Here is a 17,905-nt window from a genome sequence, read left to right as displayed (position 1 = left end):
TACCTTTTTGTACGTACTTACTAAAAGTTAGCCAGGGCGATAGGGTGGGCGCTCTCTCGTCTTCACACAAGGATTTTCCCCATGATTGCTATCACAGGTGCAACCGGACAGTTGGGTCGTCTGGTGATCGATGCGTTATTGCAACGGGTGCCCGCCAGCGAAGTGCTGGCCTTGGTGCGCGACCCCCTCAAGGCCCGGGACCTGACTGCGCTGGGTGTCACCGTGCGCCAGGCCGATTACAGCCAGCCGCAAACCCTGGCTACGGCCTTGGCCGGCGTCGAGCGTCTGTTGTTGATTTCCTCGAACGAAATCGGCCAGCGCACCGCGCAGCATCTTGCGGTGATTGATGCGGCCAAGGCCGCCGGGGTGAAGCTGCTGGCCTACACCAGTGTGCTGCGTGCCGACACCTCGGCCCTGGGGCTGGCGGCGGAACATCTCGCCACCGAACAGGCGTTGAGCGCCTCGGGCCTGGACCATGTGGTGCTACGCAATGGCTGGTACAGCGAAAACTACAGCGCCGGTTTGCCCACGGCCCTGGAGCACGGTGTGTTGCTGGGCGCCGCCGGCCAGGGCCGCATCGCTTCGGCGGCTCGTGCTGATTACGCCGAGGCCGCCGCCGTGGTGCTGACCAGCGAAGGCCAGGCCGGGCGCGTCTACGAACTGGCCGGCGACAGCGCCTACACCCTTGAGCAACTGGTGGCGCAAACCGCTCGCCAGTCCGGCAAGCCCCTGGTGTATCAGAATCTATCCCAGGAGGAGTACCAGGCTGCGCTGCTGGGCATTGGCCTGACCGAAGGGTTCGCCGTACTGCTGGCCGACTCCGACGCGGCGGCGGCCAAGGGCGCGCTGTTCGATGACGGCCAGCAACTGAGCCGGCTGATTGGGCGCGGCACCACGCCGATCGCCGACTCGGTGGCAACTGCGCTCAAGGGCTGAGGGCCAGCGCCGGGCAATGGCCTCATCCGGTAGGTTTCGCGGCAGGCAGGGCACCGGCCATTTTGGCCGGTGGCTTGGCCTGCATCAGGGTGTTGATGGCCTGGCGATAGCGGTTGCCGGCCAGGCTCATGCTGTTGTTGTGGGTGCCGCCCCGGATCAGCAGCAGTTGCTTGGGCTCTTGCGCGGCGTTGAACAATTGCTGGCTGAAGCGCGACGGCACGTAGCGGTCTTCCAGGCCGTGGACCACCAGCAGCGGCATGCCGATGCGGTCGATCTTGTCGATGGAGTCGAACTTCTGCGACAGCAGCCAGCGCACCGGCAGCGAGGTGTTGCCGATAGCGGCGGCCGCATCGGCCAGGCTGGTAAAGGAGGACTCGATAATCAACCCGCGCGCGGCCACCGGCGTGTGGTTGCGCGCGGCTTGCTGCCCGAGTTCGGCAGCCAGGTCCACGGCCACCGCGCCACCCAGGGAGTGGCCGTAGATCAGGCGTTTGCGGGCGTCGGGTTGCAATACCAGGAGTTTTTCCCAGGCGATGCGTGCGTCCTGGTACACGCTGCGTTCCGAGGGCAGGTCGCCCTGGCTTTGGCCGAAACCACGGTAGTCGATGGCCAGTACCGAATAGCCCAGGGCGTGCAGCTGCTCGATGCGAAACAGCTGGCCGGTGAGGTTCCAGCGCACCCCGTGCAAATACAGAATCGCCGGCGCATCGGCCCGGGCCGCCGGCCACCACCAGGCATGAATGTTCTGCCCGGCCTTGAGGGTCTTGGGCGTGAGCTCCAGCTCGCGCACGGTTTTGGGCAGGCCGTGGTACCAGCCGGCTGTACCGGGCTCGATGCGAAACACCAGCTTGCGTTCCTGGTGTTCCAGCACCTGGCAGCCCACCGGCACCCCGACCAGAAAAAGGGCCATGCACAGCAGGGACAGCCAGCGACGGCCGGCACGCTTGAGCAGGGATGCAGTCATGGAGGGGGTCACCACACAGAGAACACAGATGACGGGTTTTAACAGAACTGCCGCCGCCGCGCGTGTGGAATTCGGCGGACGGTGCGGCAGAAGTTTTACAAAATGCTGGGAAACTGACGGGTCTTTCAGCTGTGGCGCAAGCCTTCCAGGCCCAGTTGTGCCAGGTAGCGGACCTTTTCGTCGTCGTCCTGCAGCGCTTGCAGCAAGCCCTGGATGGCCTGGGCCTGGGCGGCGGCGCCGAGCCAGCGGTTGTTCAGCACACAGGCGGCGTGGCGGCGGATCACCCGGTGGGGCGAGGCCAGGCCGGCCAGGGCTTGGGGCAGGTCCTGATCGCTGATGGTGGTGAAGGAGCTGCCCGGTTTGAGGGCCTCTTCCACGGCCGCGGTCAGACCCGGACGTTGTTCGAGCAGGCTGATCAGCACGCAGTAATCCAGGGCCGCCGGTTGCGTGCGCTTATCGTTGAGGTGGCTCAACGGCGTGCAAAGACCCTCCACTGCCACGTCGTCGGCCTGTCCCAGCAACCACTCGACATCGCCCAGGCAGGCCAGGGCCCTTGCGCACCAATGGCGCGTGGTTTCCTGTTGGGCCTGGCCCAGGCGCAGGCGCAAGGCCTCGATCACTGCCGTGTCGGCATGCCCGGCCAGGCCCAGGATGCGCGCGATGGCATAGGGGTCTTTGACCTGGTGCAGGCGTTCTATCAAGGCGCTGCTGGCACGGGGCCCTTGGGCGATCAGCCAGGCTTGGGCTTCTTCGGAACCGATGCGTTGAGTGCGTTGCAGGCGGTCGAGGTAAAAGCTCAGCTGTTCGGCATAGGGCAAGGCGGCGATTTCTTCGCGCAGGCGGTCGGTGGCGACCTCTTCGGGAAAGTGCCAGGCAAACAGCTCGGGGGGCATGCTGGCGCGGGCCATGCCGACTTCGTCGTTGAAGTCATGGAACAGCGCGACGAAATGCCGATCGACCCGAGGATCGTCCTAGAAGTGTTCGCGCAAGGCCCGGGCCGCCTGCGCCACGCTGGCGACGAACTGCGCTTCGACCGCCTGCCAATGTTGCGGGCCCTCGCGGTTGGCTTCGATTTGCAACGGCTGATCCCAGGCTTGCAGCGCCGGGTTGGCGTAGTCATCGAGCTCCCAATCCCAGCGCCAATCGGCAGGGTTCCAGCGCACGCCGCTGATGTCCCGGGGCTGGCCCGGGCCATGATCTTCCTCCAGGGTCGCCTCGCTGCTGACGGCGAGGGAAGGCAGGTCAATAACCCGATCCTCTTCGCGGTAACTGGCATGGAAGGCCACGGCATAGGGCGCGGGAATACCCTCGTTCAACAGGGTTTCCAGTGCGTCGCGGGCGCTGTCGAACAGGGCGTTCTGCAGGGCGTTCCAGTCCATGGCGGGGGTCCTTGGCAAGCGGTGGGCGGCGCTGGAGCACGCCGCGGTGGCGAACTCTGGCTCAGCTGTCCAGCCTTGTAAAGCCTGTGCTTGAGCCTTCAGCGCGGCGGTGCTTGTTCAACCTGTAGGCAAACTGCGCCCGGCTCAGCCCCAGCAGGCGGGCGGCGGCGGACAGGTTGCCGGCGCTTTTTTCCAGGGCTTCGTTGATCAGGCGTGACTCCAGGCCTTCGATGGAAAAGTCCGGGTCCCGTTGGTTGAGGCTGTCGAGCAGGGTCGCCTCGGCCTCGGGGCGCGCGCCCGGGGCCAGGGACAGGCCGCCGTGGTCGTCCAGGGAATAGGCCTCTTCGGGCAAGGGTTCGTTGCGAAACAGGTGCACCAGGTCAATCGCCTGTCCGTCCTCGCTGGCGATCAGCCCGCGTTCGATGAGGTTTTGCAGTTCGCGCACATTGCCGGCGAAGTCATAGCGCAACAGCACCTTCAGGGCGCGCATGGTCAGCCCGGCCGGGGTCCGCGCGTATTCGTGGCAGTAGCGCTGGAGGAAGGCGTTGATCAGCAGCGGAATATCGTCGCGGCGTTCGCGCAGGGGCGGCAGGGCGATGGGGTAGACGTTGAGCCGGTAGAACAGGTCGGCGCGAAATTCGCCGGCGGCCACCGCCTGGCGCAGATCGATATTGGTCGCCGCCACCACCCGCACATCCACGGCGATGCCGTGGCCACCGCCGACCCGCTCGATCTCCCGTTCCTGCAAGGCACGCAGCAGCTTGCCTTGCCCGGCCAGGCTGAGGCAGGTGATTTCATCGAGGAACAAGGTGCCGCCCTGGGCCCGTTCGAAGCGTCCGGGGCGCGAATGGGTGGCACCGGTGAAGGCGCCGCGTTCGACCCCGAAGAGCTCGGCCTCTATCAGGTTGTCGGGGATCGCCGCGCAGTTGAGGGCGATAAAAGGCCCAGACCGGCGCGGACTGAGCTGGTGCAGTTGGCGCGCGAACAGCTCCTTGCCGACCCCGGATTCGCCGCTGATCAGCACCGTGGCCGGGGTTGCGGCCACGCGCTGCAAGGCCTGGGTCGCGGCATTGAACGCGGCGCTGGTGCCAATCAGTGGTTGCTGGCTGGAGGCGGGCGCAGGGACGCTCGAGGGTCTGTTCGGGGCGACGGTGGCGGTGGGCGCTGGCGACGGCGAAACGTTCAGGTAGCTCAGGTCTTGCTCGACATCGCCCCACTGGGCGGCGGTCTTGCCCAGCACCCGGCAATTGGCGTGGCCCATGCCGCGGCATTCCACCTCGCGGAAAATCACCATCTGGCCAAACAGGCAACTGACAAAACCGATGGCGTAGCCCAGTTCGGTCCAGCACACCGGGTCCTGGCCGATGCCATAGGCGGCCACGTGTTCATCGGCCTCGCAGGAGTGGTGCCAGAGAAACTCGCCGTCATAGAAACCGGAGTCGGCGTCGAACTTGAAATGCAGCGGTTCGACTTTGGTCATGCCTTCCAGGCTGTGCAGGTGGGTGCCGGCGCGAAACACCGCCGCCGCATCGGCCTGGGGCCAGCGCTCGCGGATCAGCCGCGCATCCCGCGCGCCACAGGCATAGCCGGTGCGGGTGAACAGGCCGCGCGCCTGCTCCAGGCCCTGGCGCTCGATGATCTCCCGCCGCAGGGCGCCGAACGACGAGCTGTGCAGCAACAGCATGCGCTGGTCGTTGAGCCAGATACGGCCGTCGTCGGGGGAGAAGAACAGGCAGTCATTGAGTTCGGCAGGGGTCGGCGAGCTGCTGGCGCTGAGTTCGCTGCTGTCGCCACGGGGGCGGTAGGGCTCGCGGGTCAGTTGAGGATCGGGCAGCGGGCAGTGGGGAATGGTCATTGTTTTGGCCCCGGGCGTTTGAGTGCTCGATATGAGCAATTGGCGAGATAGTTATTAAACATAACTTTATCAATTGAACAAGCGCGCCCGGAGCGAGCGACGCCCGCCAGCGGCGACTCATTCCCGAGGGCGCTGGTGCAAGCCTTGAGTTAGAGCCATCACGGCAGCCTCGGCGAGTCCCTTGGCGAAACCGGCACAGCCCTTGCTCAAGGCCTGGTACGGCGTTGCACCAAGCCCTCGGGCGGCGACGACGAACACAATGACAAGAACCTGGAGTGTGCAATGACTGTGTCTGAAACCACGCAATTACTGCGGCGGGCCCTGGAGGCCCACTGCTTGTTCAACGGCGACTGGGTGCCCGGGTCGGCCCCGGTGCAGGCGGTTCTTGAACCCGCCACCGGCGAGGTGCTGCTGCACAGCGCCATGGCCGACCCGGCCGATATGGCCGCCGCCTGCCGCGCCGCGGCGTTGGCCCAACCGGCCTGGGCCGCCCTCGGGCCACGCCAGCGCGCCGAGGTGTTTCGCAAGGCGGCGGGCTGGGCCCAGGCTGCCTTCGACGAGTTGGCGCTGTTTGTGGCCCGGGAAACCGGTGGCGCGTTGTTCAAGGGCGAACACGAAGTGCGCGAGGCCATTGTCCTGCTGCACCAGGCCGCGGGGTCGCTGTCCCAGCCCCACGGCCTGGTACTGCCCAGCGAAGCCGGGCGTTTGTCCTATGCACGGCGCCAGCCCCACGGCGTGGTCGGGGTGATTTCGCCGTTCAACTTTCCCCTGGTGCTGTCCCTGCGTTCGGTGGCGCCGGCCCTTGCGGCGGGCAATGCGGTGGTGCTCAAGCCCGACCCGCAGACCCCGGTCAGCGGTGGTTTGCTGATTGCCTGCCTGTTTGAGGCCGCCGGCTTGCCCAAGGGCTTGTTGCAGGTATTGCCCGGGGCTGCGGATGCCGGCGAAGCGCTGTGCCGTGACCCCAATGTGCAGATGATCGCCTTTACCGGTTCCACCGGCGCCGGGCGCAAGGTCGCTGAAGTGGCCGGGCGTCACCTGAAAAAAGTGGCCCTGGAGCTGGGGGGCAAGAACCCGCTGATCATTCTCGAAGACGCCGACCTCGACCTGGCCGCGAGCAACGCCGCCTGGGGCGCCTGGTTGCATCAGGGGCAGATCTGCATGGCCAGCGGCCTGATCCTGGTTCATGAGTCCATTGCCGCTGCATTCACCCGCAAGCTGGCGGACAAGGCCCGGGCCCTGACCGTGGGCAATGCCGCTCGTGGAGAGGCCGCCCTTGGCCCATTGATCAACGCGCGGCAATTGCAGCGGGTGCAGCAGATTGTCAGCGACACCCTGGCCGCCGGCGCGCGCCTGGAAGCCGGTGGCGAAGCCCGCGGCCTGTTCTACCTGCCGACGGTGCTCAGCGGCGTGCGTCCGGGCATGCGGGCCTTTGAAGATGAAGTCTTCGGCCCGGTGGCCACGGTGGTGAGTTTTGCCAGTGACGAGGAGGCCATCGAACTGGCCAACCGCACCGAGTACGGTTTGTCTGCGGCCGTGATTTCGCCGTCGGTGGGGCGTGCCATGGCCATTGGCGATCGCCTGCAGTGCGGCCTGCTGCACATCAACGACCAGACTGTGGCCGACGAATGCATCAACCCCTTCGGCGGGCGCGGCGCCTCGGGCAATGGCGGCAGCGTCGGCGGCCCGGCGGACTGGGATGAATACAGCCAATGGCAATGGGTCACGGTGAAAAACACTGCGCCGGCCTATCCCTTCTGATTTCCGAAAAACCTGTGCCTACACAACAATAAGAGGGCTTGAACATGAACCTGCACAACAAAATCCTGGTGGTCACCGGCGCCGCTTCCGGCATCGGTGCCGAGCTGGCGCGCCTGGCGCAGTTCCAGGGGGCGACGGTGATCGGCATCGATCGCCATGAACCGCAACTGACCCTGGACGGTTTCTTCCAGGCCGACCTCGGCGACCCGGCGAGCATCGACGCCCTGGTGGCGCAGTTGCCGCAACGCATCGATGCCCTGTGCAATGTCGCCGGGGTGCCCGGCACGTCGCCGGTGCAGGCGGTGGCCCAGGTCAACTACCTGGGCCTGCGCCACCTCAGCCAGGGGCTGCTGCCACGCATGAGCCCGGGGGGCAGCATCGTCAACGTGGCCTCGATCCTCGGGGCGCAATGGCCCGAGCGCCTGGCGCTGCACAAGGCCCTGGCCGCCACCGAGTCCTACAGCGCCGGGCAGCAATGGCTGGCGGCCAACCCGGTGCCCCAGGGCAGTTGCTACCAGTACTTCAAGGAGGCGCTGATTGTCTGGAGCTTCCTGCAATCCCAGAGCTGGTTTCGCGAGCATTCGGTACGGGTCAACTGCGTGGCGCCGGGGCCGGTGCTGACGCCGATCCTTGGTGATTTCGTGAGCATGCTCGGCGAGGAACGGGTGGCCCGCGACAGCGTGCGCATGAAGCGCCCGGCCCTGGCCGATGAGGTGGCGGCGGTGATTGCCTTCCTCTGCTCGGACGCGGCGCGCTGGGTCAACGGGGTCAACCTGCCGGTGGATGGCGGGCTCGCGGCGACCTACGTGTAACCCCAGCCGATGCCATAAACCCCGGCCCTGCCGGGGGTCTTGAACAACAACAAAAATACAGGACTAACAAGATGCCCAAGCCATTCTTGCGGACCCTTGCGGCCGCGGTATGTGTCGCGCTGTGCAGCAGCGCCTACGCCTACGACCTGCCCGGGTTGAACCTGGGCAGTACCAGCTTCTACGACGGCTCGCCGGTGCCGGCGGGGCCCGGCTGGTACCTGGAGGAGTACCTGAGCTATTCCCGGGCCACTCGCTTCAACGACGCCAACGGCAACAAGCTGCCCCTGCCCAGGCAGCAACTGGAGGTGGTGGCCCCGACCACCCAGATCATCTACGTCGGCCAGCCCCTGGCCAATGGCGCGATGCCGGGCTTTACCCTGATCAATACTTCCCTGGCTCATGTCGACGTCGACGATGGCTTGAACAACGCCGCCTTGAGTGCCCGCGCCGGTGTTGGCGACCTGATCCTCGGCGCCTTTGTGCAACTGCCCACCCTGACCCGCGCCGACGGCAGCCCGTGGCTGACCCAGCGGATCGAGGCCGATGTCTCGGTGCCGGTGGGCGCCTACGACCGCAACCGTTCGATCAACCCCGGCAGCAACTTCTGGTCGTTCAACCCGTATTACGCCGCCACCTACTGGTTCACCCCGCGCTGGTCGGCCAGCGGTCGCTTCATGTACCTGTGGAACGGCAAGAATCACGACCCGCAAGCCGGTTTCGGCGATGTCTCCGACACCCAGGCCGGTCAGGCCCTGCACGCCAACCTGACCCTGCAATACGCCTTCAGCGAACAGTTCAGCGCCGGGCTCAACGGCTACTGGCTCAAGCAATTCACCGACACCCAAGTCGACGGCCACGCCGTCAGCGGCCGCCGGGAAAAGGTCTGGGCCATCGGCCCGGGCGTGCTCTATGCCTTCAATAAAGAGAACGTGCTGTCGGTCAACGCCTACTTCGAGCAACAGGCCGAGAACCGCACCGAGGGCAACAAGCTGGTGTTTAACCTGTTGCACAAGTTCTAGCGGGGAGGGCGGTTGGGTGGTGCCGGGCGAGGGCCTGCCCGGCCCCATGTGGGGCCAGGAGCTGTCACCGCTGTCAGCTTGATAGCGGGTGGGGAAAGGGCGCAGTAGGGCAGGTTTTTGATGGGGGAATCGTTGAAATCAAAGTGCCGCTACTTTAGGGTCTGCAACCTGAACGGTCGGGCCTGATACAAGGGCCAAGAAGGGACGTTGATCGTCATTGCCGGTCGCTTGATAAACAGTCAGCTTTCACGAATAAGGACGGTTCATGTACTACCCCCGCGAAGCCGAAAAAGATCATCTCTACAATCGGGTCATCCTCCTCACGATTGCCTGCTGCGTGCTGCTGGCATTCGCCTTCATGGCCCGAGGGTCAGGTGTTATCTACGGTGCCATTCATCTAAGCCCTAACGAGGCGGTGGGCACAGTCGCCCAGATTGAGCGATTCGAGAAAAACAGCCGCTTCGCCACCATTCATTACACCTACACCGACCATGACGGCCAGGTTCACGAAAACAGCTACTTCGATGCTTATTACGATGAGCACCCTGCATACGACGTCGGTGGCCCCATTGATATCCAGTATTCGGCCTGGTTTCCGTCGGTAAGCAGCCTGTCCTCGGCACTGCATACCTACCGCATGAGCTTTTACATCATGGCCACTGCATTGCTGTTGGTGCTGCTGTTTCTGGGGATCTCGGCATGGACGATCAATCGGATTGCCTCAATGAAGGCCGAAGATCGGGTGTATTGAACGTCAGTGTCTGTAGCTGCTGCCTCGCCAAGCTCGGCAGCGGCTACGGGATTTGTGTTTTTGCGCGCTCCTGTCGCTGGCTGTTACTCAGGCACTTTCCTGCCCACTTATGGGCCGCTCGCTGGGCCATTTGGTAGCAAATCTCCCGTCTTCTGGGTATCCCGTCAGGGCCGTCGCGCCTGGCCCACGGGTCTAAACCATTGCAAATCAGTCACTTGAATGTTTTCAGGGCAACCTGGCACGGCTTCTGCATTTTTGAATTTATGGATAATTGGATACAAAAATACAAAAGGTGCCCGCCATGCAATTCGCTCCCGCTTACGTTGAACGTCAGCCCCTGACCGCCGAGGAGGAGGCTTACAACTTTCTCCTCGAAGCGATCTGCTGCGGCCGTTACTGCAAGGGCGATCGGCTGATTGCCGAGGATATTGCCGGTGAAATCGGCATGAGCCGGATGCCGGTGCGTGAAGCCTTTCGCCGCCTCGATGCCCAGGGCCTGGTGACGTTGCGGCCCAACCGGGGAGCGATCGTCAGTGGCCTGGATATCGCCGAGCTGCATGAAGTGTTCGAGATGCGCAGCGCCCTGGAGGGTCTGGCCGTGCGGGTGGCGGTGAACCATATCGGCGAGCGCCAGCTGGCGGCCCTGGAGCGGCTGCTCGACGAGATGGATGACTACCGCGACGAGAGCGCGCAATGGGTCAGCCGCCACCGCAAATTCCATGAATACCTGTGCAGCCTCAGCGGTCGGCCTCGGCTGCTCAAGCAGATCTCGGCCCTGTATTCGCTGATCGAGGCGCCCATGCGCCTGTGGCTGCAACACGTCGATAAACCCCTGAGCGCGCGCCAGGAGCACGCGGTGATCCTCGACGCGATTCGTGCCGGCGATGCCGATCAGGCCGAGGCCGTGGTGCGCGAGCACATCGAAGGCACGGTCCCCGAGCTGATCAAGTTTCTGCAAGCCGAAAAATAAGCCAAGAAGCGGGCCCCGAGCCCGACCCTGTTGTGACTTTGAGTACTGCCCCCGTTACTAACCGAACTGGAGTGTCTGGTCATGCACAAAACAAGCGCCTTGCTTGCCGCGGTATCCCTTGGACTTTGTGCACAGTGGGCGCTCGCCGCGCCCGTGGTGCCGGAGCGATTGCAAAAGGTCGACAAGTTGACCTATTGCTCGGGCATGGATTCGCCACCCCTGGTGTCGTTCGACGAGGCGCAGAAGCCCAAGGGCCTGACCGTGGACCTGGGCCTGGAGATCGCCAAGCGCCTGGGCAACAAGCAGGTGCAGTGGCGGGTGATTCCGTTCTCCGGGCTGCTGCCGGCGTTGCTGGCCCAGCAGTGCGACATGATCGTCGACCAGTTGTTCGACAAGCCCGAGCGCCGCGAGGTGATCGACATCGTCAACTACATGTATTCCAGCCAGTCGGTGGTGGTGCCCAAGGGCAATCCCAAAGGCATCAGGACCCTGGACGCGCTGTCCACGCACAAGGTGGCGGTGCTCAACGGCTCGACCATCAAGACCCTGCTCGACGCACACAACGAGACCCTGACCAAGGCCGGCAAGCCGCCCATGAAGCTGGTGGTCTACAACACCGACACCGACGCCTTCCAGGCCTTGCGCATCAGCCAGGTCGACGCCTACGGCACCACCGTGGAAACCGCCGGCTACTACGCGGCCATGGCCCCGGATCTGTTCGAGGAAGGGGTGCCGGCCTTCAGCCGGATTCTCACCGGGCTGGGTATTCGCAAGGATGACCCGCAACTGACGGCGGCGGTGCAGCACGTCATCAGTGACATGCGCAGCGACGGCAGCTACAGCCAACTGCTGGCCAAATGGCATGTGGCCAGCGACCAACTCGACTGAGGCGTGCCCCTGATGAATTTCAATTGGGATGTGTTCTGGCAGTACCTGTTGCAGCCCAGCGGGGTGTACCTCACCGGGCTCTGGCTGACCTGCCTGATCAGTGTGTTGGCGATGTTGATGGGCTGTGCGCTGGGGCTGGTGGCGGCGCTGATGCGCCTGTCGCGCAACCCCCTGCTGCATCTGCCGGTGCGTTTTTACGTGTGGTTGATGCGCGGCACGCCGCTGCTGGTGCAGATCGTCTTTCTCTACACCGCCCTGGCGGCGGGGGGGATTTTCCGCTTCGAAGACCTGGAGCTGTTCGGGCTGGTGGTGCCGGGCAATATCCAGGCGGCGATCATCGCCCTGGGCCTGAATGAAGGCGCCTACATGTCCGAGATCATCCGGGCCGGGATCGGCGCGGTGGACAAGGGCCAGTACGAGGCCGGGCGTTCCCTGGGCATGACCTTCGGCAAGCTGATGCGGCGCATCGTGCTGCCCCAGGCCTTCCGCGTGATCGTTCCGCCCCTGGGCAACGAATTCAACGTGATGCTCAAGAACACCACCCTGGTCAGCGTGATCGGCGTGCAGGAGCTGCTGCTGAGTACGCAGATGGTGACCTCGGCCACCTTCCGCGTCTTCGAGCTGTACCTGGTGGTGGCGATCTACTTCCTGATGCTCACCACCTTGTGGGGCTTCTTCCAGCGCTGGCTGGAACAACGCTTCGGCCAGTCGGACCGGCCCACGCCGCCGCCTGCCAGCAGCCGCATGTTCGGCCGCCACACCCTGAAACTGCTGCGGGGACGCTAAGCATGGCGCACAAGAGCGAAGAGCTGATCATCGATGCCCAGGACATTCACAAGTCCTTTGGCGAGCTGCAGATTCTCAAGGGCATTTCCCTGCAGGTGCGGCGCGGCGAAGTGGTGGTGCTGATCGGTGCCTCAGGCTCGGGCAAGACCACCTTTATCCGCTGCATCAACCTGCTGGAAGACATCCAGGGCGGGCGTATCCGGGTCAACGGCCGGGCCATGGGCTACCGCGAGCGCGCCGACGGCAGCCTGGTGCGTGACTCGGAACGCAACATTGCCCGCCAGCGCCGGGACATCGGCATGGTGTTCCAGCGCTTCAACCTGTTCCCCCACATGACCGCCCTGGAAAACATCATCGAAGCGCCGATCCAGGTGCTCGGCGTGCCGCGGGCCCAGGCCCTGGAGCAGGCACGCGGCCTGCTGGCGCGGGTCGGCCTGGCGGACAAGGCCGGGCACTACCCGTCGATGCTTTCCGGTGGCCAGCAGCAGCGGGTGGCGATTGCCCGGGCGCTGGCGATGAAACCCCAGGCCATGCTGTTCGACGAGCCCACTAGCGCCCTGGACCCGGAAACCGTGGGCGAGGTGCTGCAAGTGATGAAGGAGCTGGCCGAGGAGGGCATGACCATGGTCGTGGTCACCCATGAAATGGGTTTTGCCCGGGAAGTGGCGGACCGCGTGGTGGTGCTCGACCAGGGCGAGTTGATTGAACAGGGGCCGCCGGAGCAGATCTTCAGCCGCCCCAGCCATCCCCGTACCCAAGCCTTTCTCAGCCGTGTGCTGTGATCTTTTCCAGGGAGTTGACCATGCGTTTATCCAGTCTTGCCGCGGCCTTGTGCATGGCCGCCGTGTTGCCCCAGGTGCAGGCCGCCGAGCAGGTGGTGAAGGTGTACAACTGGTCCGACTACATCGCGCCGGACACCTTGAAAAACTTCGAGCAGACCAGCGCGATCAAGGTCCAGTACGACATTTTCGACACCAATGAAATGCTTGAGGCCAAGTTGCTGTCCGGGCACTCGGGGTACGACCTGGTGGTGCCTTCCAGCCAGTTCCTGTCGAAGCAGATCCGCGCCGGAGCCTACCAGCCGTTGCAGCGCAATCTGCTGGGCAACTGGCCGCACCTGGACCCGCGTCTGATGCAGCGCCTGGAGGCCGCCGACCCGGGTAATCAATACGCCGTGCCCTATATGTGGGGCACCGTGGGCATCGGCTACAACGAGGAGAAAGTCCGCGCCGCCCTGGGCAAGGACGTGGTGCTCGACTCCTGGTCGATGGTGTTCGACCCGGCCAACCTGGCCAAACTCAAGAACTGCGGAGTGGCGTTTCTCGATGCGCCGGTGAAGATCATTCCCCAGGCCTTGCTCTACCTCGGCCTGGACCCCAACAGCAGCCGCCCCGAGGACTATAAAAAAGCCTCGGCGCTGCTGATCAAACTCAAGCCGTCGGTGACCTACTTCAACTCGTCGAAATACACCGCCGACCTGGCCAACGGAGATATCTGCGTGGCCATCGGTTATTCCGGCGACGTGATGCAGGCCCAGACTCGGGCCAGGGAGGCCGGTAAGCACACCGACATTCGCTACCTGATTCCCAAGGAGGGGGTGAACCTGTGGTTCGACATGCTGGCCATTCCCAAGGACGCCGGCAACGTCGCCAATGCGCACAAGCTGATCGACTACCTGCTGCGCCCCGAGGTGATCGCCCCGATCAGCGATTACGTGGGCTACGCCAACCCGAATAAAGACGCCACCGCGCTGATGGACCCCAAGGTCAGTGGCAACCCCGGGGTGTACCCCGGCGATGAGGTGATCAGCCACACCTTTGTTTCCGCCGATCTGCCGGACCCGATCCAGCGCCTGATCACCCGCGAGTGGAACCGGATCAAGTCCGGCCAATGAATTGACGAGTGTTTGCCATGTTGAAATTTTCTGCCCACGAGTACCCCTATCCCTCCCAGCGCCAGAGCGTGTTCGCTCGCCGGGGCATGGTTGCCGCCTCGCAACCCCTGGCGGCCGAGGCCGGGATCGAGATCATGCGCCAGGGCGGCAATGCCATCGACGCCGCGATTGCCACGGCCGCGGCCCTGACCGTGGTCGAACCCACCGGTTGCGGCCTGGGGGGCGATGCCTTTGCCCTGGTCTGGACCCAGGGCCAGTTGCATGGCTTGAACGCCAACGGCCACGCCCCGGCGGCCCTGAGCATCGAGGCGGTGCAAGCCGCCGGCCATCAGCAGATGCCGCTCTACGGTTGGGAACCGGTCACCGTCCCCGGTTGCCCTTCGGCCTGGGCCGAGCTGTCGCGGCGCTTTGGCAAATTGCCGTTTGCCGACCTGCTGCAACCGGCCATCAGCCTGGCGCGGGACGGCTTCCCGCTGTCGCCGGTGGTCGCCCATCAATGGCAGATCGCTCTGGATGAATTCAGCCCCCACCGCAGCGCGTTGCTGGAACCCTGGTTTGACACCTTCCTGATCGACGGCCGCGCGCCCAGGGTCGGCGAACTGTTCAGCAACCCGGCCCAGGCCCGGACCCTGGAGGAACTGGCGGCCAGCGCTTGCGAAAGCCTGTATCGCGGGCCGCTGGCCCAGCGCCTGGATGCCCACTCCCGCGCCACCGGCGGCTACCTGCGGGCCACTGACCTGGCGGACTACCGGGCGCAGTGGGTCGAGCCGATCCACATCAATTACCGTGGGGTCGACGTCTGGGAAATCCCCCCCAGCGGCCAGGGCCTGGTGGCGCTGATGGCGCTGAAGATCCTTGAAGGCTTCGACTTCGATCACCGCGACAGCCAACAGACCTGGCATCGCCAGCTGGAGGCGATGAAGCTCGCCTACAGTGACGGCCTGCACTACATCACCGATCCGCAGCATATGCGCGTGGCCGTGGCCGACCTGCTGAGCGATGCCTACAGCGTCCGGCGCCGCGAGCAGATCGGCGAACAGGCGCAGCCCCCCAAGCCTGGCGACCCCCATGCCAGCGGCACGGTGTACCTGGCCACGGCTGACGCCGAGGGCAATATGGTGTCGTTTATCCAGAGCAACTATCACGGCTTCGGCTCCGGCGTGGTGCTGCCCGACAGTGGCATCGCCTTGCAGAATCGCGGCCAGGAATTCAGCCTCGACCCGAGCCACGCCAATTGCCTGGCCCCGGGCAAAAAGACCTTCCACACCATCATTCCCGGCTTTCTCAGCCAGGGCGGCGAGGCCCTCGGGCCGTTTGGGGTCATGGGCGGCTACATGCAGCCCCAGGGCCATGTGCAAATGGTCATGAACCTGGTGGATTTCGGCCTCAACCCGCAAGCCGCGCTGGATGCCCCGCGCTGGCAATGGCTGGGGGAGATGAAAGTCGGCATCGAGCAGGGCGCCTCCCGCGACCTGGCCAACGCCCTGGCCCGCCGCGGGCACCAGGTGGAAATCGCCAGCGACCTGACCGACTACGGCCGCGGTCAGATCATCCTGCGCGACCCGGACAGCGGCGTGCTCTGTGGCGGCACCGAACCGCGTGCGGATTCCCATATTGCGGTGTGGTAATGGGCCCTGGGATTCGTTTTTCCAGGTGGACCTCCGGCGTGTGAAAGGGACCGCGTCTGAACGCGGCCCAAACCTGCGGCAGCGGCTACAGAATTCGTCATGACTCGGTGGCATCTACCGCGCGGCAATCGCCTGGGCCAGTTGGTCGTCGCTCATGTGCGGCGCGGGGTAGTGGTTGTGGTAGTCGCGCACGGCGCGTTCAAATTGTGCGCCGCGAATCGCGCCGTTCGAGGCGACGAAGCTGGTGGCGTCGTCTTTGGCGAAGCTGAGGAATGTTCGCGGCTCGGTGGTGAAGGCGCTGGCGAGCAAGGTGCCGCCGATGCTGTACAGGGTGGAGCTGTCGGAGGGGGAACCTCGGCCTTCCATGGCCCAGGCCGGCAGGGCAGCGAGGATTAGGGTGGCGGCGAGGGTGAAGCGTTGGCGAAAATCCATGTCGGTTCGGCATCCTGGTGGCAAGAGGCGCGTTGAAACTCGCCGCTTGCCAGCCTAAACCTGCGCAAGGGCAGGCGCCATGCCAAGCGCAACAAAAAACCGGCCAAGCGCATGCCTGTCAGAATCAGCGCCCGCCAAAGCGCGCCAGCGCCGCCTCGATAAAGTGCCGCACCTTGGCGGTCTTCTGCCGATGGGCCGTGTACAGCAGATGCATCTGCCGGCTCGGCGCGCTGAAGTCGCTCAGCAGGCGCACCAGATCGCCCCGTTGCAGCGCCGGCGCCAAAAAATCCTCCGGCCCCAGCACCACGCCAAAGCCGTCCAGCGCGGCGCTCATCAGTGCCCTGCTCTCGTTGACGTGCAAGCGGCTGCTGACTTGGACCCGGTGCACGTTGGTGCCTTGGTTGAAGGTCCATTCGCTGTCGGCCGGGCGCGACCAGTAGGCGTACCCCAGGCATTCATGCTGCTCAAGGTCGCTCGGCACCTGGGGCGTGCCGCGCTCGGCCAGGTAGCGCGGCGCGGCGCAGGCCACCAGTCGATAAGGCGCCAACGGCCGCGCCGTGAGGCTGGAGTTGGCCAGGGGCCCGATGCGAAACGCCACCTCGAAGCCTTCCTCCACCAGATCGACGAAGCGATCGGTCAGGTGCAGATCGATCTCCACCTCCGGGTGCAGGCGCAAGAAGTCGGTGACCAGGGGCATCAGGCTGTAGGAGCCAAAGGTCACCGGTGCGCTGATTTTCAGCTTGCCGCGAGGGGTGTCGTTCATGATCTGCGCCAGGGAATCGGCGGCCTGGGCTTCGCTGACAATGTGTTTGCAGCGCTCGTAATAGGCACTGCCCAGCTCAGTCAGGCTCTGGCGTCGAGTGGTGCGGTTGAGCAGCCGCGCGCCCAGCCGCTGCTCGAGCGCGGCCACATGCTTGGCCACCATTTGCGCCGACATTCCCAGGCGCTCGGCTGCGCGGGCATAGGACCCGGTGTCGGCCGCCATCACAAAGGCGCCCATGCTGGTCAGGCGATCCATTCAATACTCCTGGTAATGAGTCTAAGTAAGGGGTGACGATTTATCTGCTTATGGTAGCCAATCATCATAGGGCCTTCTTACCCCAACAGCGGAGAACAACATGCGTATTGGCATTATCGGAGCAGGTTTTATCGGGCGCGCCGTGGCGCAACTGGCGCTCAAGACCGGGCATTCAGTGATGCTCAGCAATTCCCGGGGGCCGCACACCATGAGCAGCGTGCTCAGCGGGATCAGCGGCTGCGAGGTGGGCACGGCCGAGGAGGCGGCGCGGTTTGGCGAGGTGGTGCTGGTGGCGATTCCCTTCGAGCATTACGCCAGCATTGACCCCGAATGGCTGGCGGGGAAAACCCTGTGGGACGCCAACAACTACTATCCGGATCGCGACGGCCATATCGCCGTCCTGGATCGCTTTGAAACCACCACCAGCCGCCTGCTCGCCGAGCACTTTGCACAATCGAGGGTGGTCAAGGTGTTCAACGCCATTCTCGCCCAGGACCTTTTGCAGGACGGCCGACCCCAGGCCGCGCTCGACCGCCGCGCGCTGCCGATCGCGACGGACGACGCCCAGGCCAGGGCCCAGGTGATCGAGTTTCTGGACCAGGTCGGTTTCGACGCCGTCGATGGCGGTGGCCTGGATCAGAGTTGGCGCTTCGAGCGGGCCAAGCCGGCGTACTGCGTGCCGCTGGACCAGCCGGGGCTGAGCGCTGCCCTGGCGGCGGCCGAGCGTGAGGTCGAGTTGCCGCTGGGGTCTTGGCGGCGCTGAGGGAGCCTGGGCAATCGACAGCGATAGCGAACAGGGAGGAGGGCGGTCCGGT

The 17,905-nt window shown here is 64.8% G+C and carries 18 protein-coding genes; 12 read left to right on the top strand and 6 right to left on the bottom strand.

The genetic code is table 11. The features are described 5' to 3' along the window. Positions 1 to 81: 81 nt before the first annotated feature. The gene (locus AC19YX_RS26235; protein ID WP_500607357.1) at positions 82 to 936 is read left to right on the top strand and encodes an SDR family oxidoreductase; all 855 of its coding nucleotides are present in this window, start codon (positions 82 to 84) and stop codon (positions 934 to 936) included. Between the two features lie 22 nt (positions 937 to 958). On the opposite strand, the gene AC19YX_RS26230 is transcribed toward AC19YX_RS26235, so the two are convergent. The 4 genes from AC19YX_RS26230 to AC19YX_RS26215 form a co-directional block, all read right to left on the bottom strand. Then, positions 959 to 1,900, bottom strand: a complete 942-nt coding sequence (locus tag AC19YX_RS26230; protein ID WP_500607356.1) for an alpha/beta hydrolase — start codon at positions 1,898 to 1,900, stop codon at positions 959 to 961. Between the two features lie 125 nt (positions 1,901 to 2,025). Further along, complete coding sequence (locus tag AC19YX_RS26225) at positions 2,026 to 2,808, bottom strand: hypothetical protein (RefSeq protein ID WP_500607355.1); 783 nt, start codon at positions 2,806 to 2,808, stop codon at positions 2,026 to 2,028. 63 nt (positions 2,809 to 2,871) lie between these two features. After that, a complete protein-coding gene (locus tag AC19YX_RS26220; protein ID WP_500607354.1) occupies positions 2,872 to 3,279 on the bottom strand; it encodes a hypothetical protein in 408 nt (135 codons plus the stop codon). A gap of 61 nt (positions 3,280 to 3,340) precedes the next feature. Beyond that, positions 3,341 to 5,134, bottom strand: a complete 1,794-nt coding sequence (locus AC19YX_RS26215; RefSeq protein WP_500607353.1) for a sigma 54-interacting transcriptional regulator — start codon at positions 5,132 to 5,134, stop codon at positions 3,341 to 3,343. A gap of 282 nt (positions 5,135 to 5,416) precedes the next feature. Here AC19YX_RS26215 and AC19YX_RS26210 point away from each other — a divergent pair, with 282 nt between their 5' ends. The 10 genes from AC19YX_RS26210 to AC19YX_RS26165 all read left to right on the top strand — a co-directional run bounded on the left by AC19YX_RS26210 (position 5,417) and on the right by AC19YX_RS26165 (position 15,640). Beyond that, the gene (locus tag AC19YX_RS26210) at positions 5,417 to 6,892 is read left to right on the top strand and encodes a benzaldehyde dehydrogenase (RefSeq protein WP_500607352.1); all 1,476 of its coding nucleotides are present in this window, start codon (positions 5,417 to 5,419) and stop codon (positions 6,890 to 6,892) included. Positions 6,893 to 6,936: 44 nt separating this feature from the next. Further along, entirely contained in the window at positions 6,937 to 7,704 is a 768-nt protein-coding gene (locus AC19YX_RS26205; RefSeq protein WP_078468572.1) for a coniferyl-alcohol dehydrogenase, read from the top strand. Positions 7,705 to 7,775: 71 nt separating this feature from the next. Further along, the gene (locus tag AC19YX_RS26200) at positions 7,776 to 8,723 is read left to right on the top strand and encodes a SphA family protein (protein WP_500607351.1); all 948 of its coding nucleotides are present in this window, start codon (positions 7,776 to 7,778) and stop codon (positions 8,721 to 8,723) included. A gap of 265 nt (positions 8,724 to 8,988) precedes the next feature. Further along, the gene (locus tag AC19YX_RS26195; protein WP_500607350.1) at positions 8,989 to 9,474 is read left to right on the top strand and encodes a hypothetical protein; all 486 of its coding nucleotides are present in this window, start codon (positions 8,989 to 8,991) and stop codon (positions 9,472 to 9,474) included. Between the two features lie 301 nt (positions 9,475 to 9,775). Then, the gene (locus AC19YX_RS26190) at positions 9,776 to 10,444 is read left to right on the top strand and encodes a GntR family transcriptional regulator (RefSeq protein ID WP_500607349.1); all 669 of its coding nucleotides are present in this window, start codon (positions 9,776 to 9,778) and stop codon (positions 10,442 to 10,444) included. Positions 10,445 to 10,525: 81 nt separating this feature from the next. Beyond that, positions 10,526 to 11,332 carry an ABC transporter substrate-binding protein gene (locus tag AC19YX_RS26185; RefSeq protein ID WP_078468575.1) on the top strand — a complete coding sequence of 269 codons (807 nt, stop codon included), beginning with the start codon at positions 10,526 to 10,528 and terminating at the stop codon, positions 11,330 to 11,332. Positions 11,333 to 11,344: 12 nt separating this feature from the next. After that, positions 11,345 to 12,118: an amino acid ABC transporter permease gene (locus AC19YX_RS26180; protein WP_078468576.1), complete on the top strand. Its 774-nt coding sequence runs from the start codon at positions 11,345 to 11,347 to the stop codon at positions 12,116 to 12,118. Between the two features lie 2 nt (positions 12,119 to 12,120). Continuing rightward, positions 12,121 to 12,900 carry an amino acid ABC transporter ATP-binding protein gene (locus AC19YX_RS26175; protein WP_078468577.1) on the top strand — a complete coding sequence of 260 codons (780 nt, stop codon included), beginning with the start codon at positions 12,121 to 12,123 and terminating at the stop codon, positions 12,898 to 12,900. Between the two features lie 20 nt (positions 12,901 to 12,920). Then, the gene (locus AC19YX_RS26170; protein ID WP_500607348.1) at positions 12,921 to 14,012 is read left to right on the top strand and encodes a polyamine ABC transporter substrate-binding protein; all 1,092 of its coding nucleotides are present in this window, start codon (positions 12,921 to 12,923) and stop codon (positions 14,010 to 14,012) included. Between the two features lie 17 nt (positions 14,013 to 14,029). Continuing rightward, positions 14,030 to 15,640 carry a gamma-glutamyltransferase family protein gene (locus AC19YX_RS26165; protein ID WP_500607347.1) on the top strand — a complete coding sequence of 537 codons (1,611 nt, stop codon included), beginning with the start codon at positions 14,030 to 14,032 and terminating at the stop codon, positions 15,638 to 15,640. Between the two features lie 114 nt (positions 15,641 to 15,754). Here AC19YX_RS26165 and AC19YX_RS26160 read toward each other — a convergent pair whose 3' ends face one another. Both AC19YX_RS26160 and AC19YX_RS26155 read right to left on the bottom strand, forming a co-directional pair. Continuing rightward, the gene (locus AC19YX_RS26160) at positions 15,755 to 16,072 is read right to left on the bottom strand and encodes a DUF2388 domain-containing protein (protein WP_500607346.1); all 318 of its coding nucleotides are present in this window, start codon (positions 16,070 to 16,072) and stop codon (positions 15,755 to 15,757) included. Positions 16,073 to 16,196: 124 nt separating this feature from the next. After that, positions 16,197 to 17,090, bottom strand: a complete 894-nt coding sequence (locus tag AC19YX_RS26155) for a LysR family transcriptional regulator (protein WP_078468589.1) — start codon at positions 17,088 to 17,090, stop codon at positions 16,197 to 16,199. A gap of 100 nt (positions 17,091 to 17,190) precedes the next feature. Between AC19YX_RS26155 and AC19YX_RS26150 the strand changes: the two genes are divergently transcribed. Beyond that, positions 17,191 to 17,853, top strand: coding sequence for an NADPH-dependent F420 reductase (locus AC19YX_RS26150; protein ID WP_500607345.1), 663 nt, complete (start codon positions 17,191 to 17,193; stop codon positions 17,851 to 17,853). Positions 17,854 to 17,905 lie beyond the last annotated feature (52 nt).

This window comes from Pseudomonas sp. MF09150, from assembly GCF_059862355.1.
This window is presented reverse-complemented; position numbering and strand designations above follow the sequence as displayed.

Excerpts from the sequence above, each read along its gene's own strand:
- AC19YX_RS26235 (WP_500607357.1), top strand. The coding sequence starts at position 82 with ATGATTGCTATCACAGGTGCAACCGGACAGTTGGGTCGTCTGGTGATC.
- AC19YX_RS26230 (WP_500607356.1), bottom strand. The coding sequence starts at position 1,900 with ATGACTGCATCCCTGCTCAAGCGTGCCGGCCGTCGCTGGCTGTCCCTG.
- AC19YX_RS26225 (WP_500607355.1), bottom strand. The coding sequence starts at position 2,808 with ATGGCCCGCGCCAGCATGCCCCCCGAGCTGTTTGCCTGGCACTTTCCC.
- AC19YX_RS26220 (WP_500607354.1), bottom strand. The coding sequence starts at position 3,279 with ATGGACTGGAACGCCCTGCAGAACGCCCTGTTCGACAGCGCCCGCGAC.
- AC19YX_RS26215 (WP_500607353.1), bottom strand. The coding sequence starts at position 5,134 with ATGACCATTCCCCACTGCCCGCTGCCCGATCCTCAACTGACCCGCGAG.
- AC19YX_RS26210 (WP_500607352.1), top strand. The coding sequence starts at position 5,417 with ATGACTGTGTCTGAAACCACGCAATTACTGCGGCGGGCCCTGGAGGCC.
- AC19YX_RS26205 (WP_078468572.1), top strand. The coding sequence starts at position 6,937 with ATGAACCTGCACAACAAAATCCTGGTGGTCACCGGCGCCGCTTCCGGC.
- AC19YX_RS26200 (WP_500607351.1), top strand. The coding sequence starts at position 7,776 with ATGCCCAAGCCATTCTTGCGGACCCTTGCGGCCGCGGTATGTGTCGCG.
- AC19YX_RS26195 (WP_500607350.1), top strand. The coding sequence starts at position 8,989 with ATGTACTACCCCCGCGAAGCCGAAAAAGATCATCTCTACAATCGGGTC.
- AC19YX_RS26190 (WP_500607349.1), top strand. The coding sequence starts at position 9,776 with ATGCAATTCGCTCCCGCTTACGTTGAACGTCAGCCCCTGACCGCCGAG.
- AC19YX_RS26185 (WP_078468575.1), top strand. The coding sequence starts at position 10,526 with ATGCACAAAACAAGCGCCTTGCTTGCCGCGGTATCCCTTGGACTTTGT.
- AC19YX_RS26180 (WP_078468576.1), top strand. The coding sequence starts at position 11,345 with ATGAATTTCAATTGGGATGTGTTCTGGCAGTACCTGTTGCAGCCCAGC.
- AC19YX_RS26175 (WP_078468577.1), top strand. The coding sequence starts at position 12,121 with ATGGCGCACAAGAGCGAAGAGCTGATCATCGATGCCCAGGACATTCAC.
- AC19YX_RS26170 (WP_500607348.1), top strand. The coding sequence starts at position 12,921 with ATGCGTTTATCCAGTCTTGCCGCGGCCTTGTGCATGGCCGCCGTGTTG.
- AC19YX_RS26165 (WP_500607347.1), top strand. The coding sequence starts at position 14,030 with ATGTTGAAATTTTCTGCCCACGAGTACCCCTATCCCTCCCAGCGCCAG.
- AC19YX_RS26160 (WP_500607346.1), bottom strand. The coding sequence starts at position 16,072 with ATGGATTTTCGCCAACGCTTCACCCTCGCCGCCACCCTAATCCTCGCT.
- AC19YX_RS26155 (WP_078468589.1), bottom strand. The coding sequence starts at position 17,090 with ATGGATCGCCTGACCAGCATGGGCGCCTTTGTGATGGCGGCCGACACC.
- AC19YX_RS26150 (WP_500607345.1), top strand. The coding sequence starts at position 17,191 with ATGCGTATTGGCATTATCGGAGCAGGTTTTATCGGGCGCGCCGTGGCG.